Below are 717 nucleotides of genomic sequence, written 5' to 3' on the forward strand. Positions count from 1 at the left end.
TGTTATTATTCCTTTGGTGCATCAATATGGCGTGCAATATCTGTTTGCCGCCACCATTTTGATGGGTGTTTTTCAGGTGATTGCCGGGCTGTTGCGGCTGAATCTGCTGATGCAATATGTCTCGCGCTCGGTCATTACCGGGTTTGTGAATGCGCTGGGTATTATGATCTTCCTGGCGCAGATGCCGCAGCTGGTGCATGTGCCGCCCGCGACCTACGCGATTATCGCGGTGGGGCTGGTGATTATTTACCTGTTCCCGCGGATTACCCGGGCCATTCCCTCACCGCTGGTGGCAATCGTTATTCTCACGACCGTGACCATTTATGGCGGGATTCATGTGAATACAGTGGGGGATATGGGCAAGCTGCCGACCGACCTGCCGCATTTCGCGCTGCCGGATGTGCCGTTTAACCTGCATACGCTGCGGATTATCCTGCCTTACTCGCTCACAATGGCGGCGGTGGGGCTGCTAGAGACGATGCTCACCGCACAGATTGTGGATGATTTCACTGATACGTCATCTGACAAGGCGCGGGAGATGCGCGGCCAGGGTATCGCTAATTTCTTCACTGGTTTTCTGGGCGCCATGGGTGGCTGCGCCATGATTGGGCAATCTGTCATCAATGTGAAGTCCGGCGGCTCGACCCGGCTTTCCACCTTGGTGGCTGGCGTGTTTCTGCTGTTTCTGCTGGTGGTGCTGAACCCGCTGGTGGCGCG

At 56.1% G+C, this 717-nt stretch carries 1 protein-coding gene; it reads left to right on the forward strand.

All coding sequences use genetic code 11. The features are described from left to right. Positions 1–717, forward strand: a 717-nt coding sequence (locus MXAZACID_RS17390) for a SulP family inorganic anion transporter (protein ID WP_008495909.1), incomplete at both ends; no start/stop codon positions are given.

The sequence above is a fragment of the Acidocella sp. MX-AZ02 genome, from assembly GCF_000306035.1.
Lineage (GTDB): Bacteria > Pseudomonadota > Alphaproteobacteria > Acetobacterales > Acetobacteraceae > Acidocella > Acidocella facilis.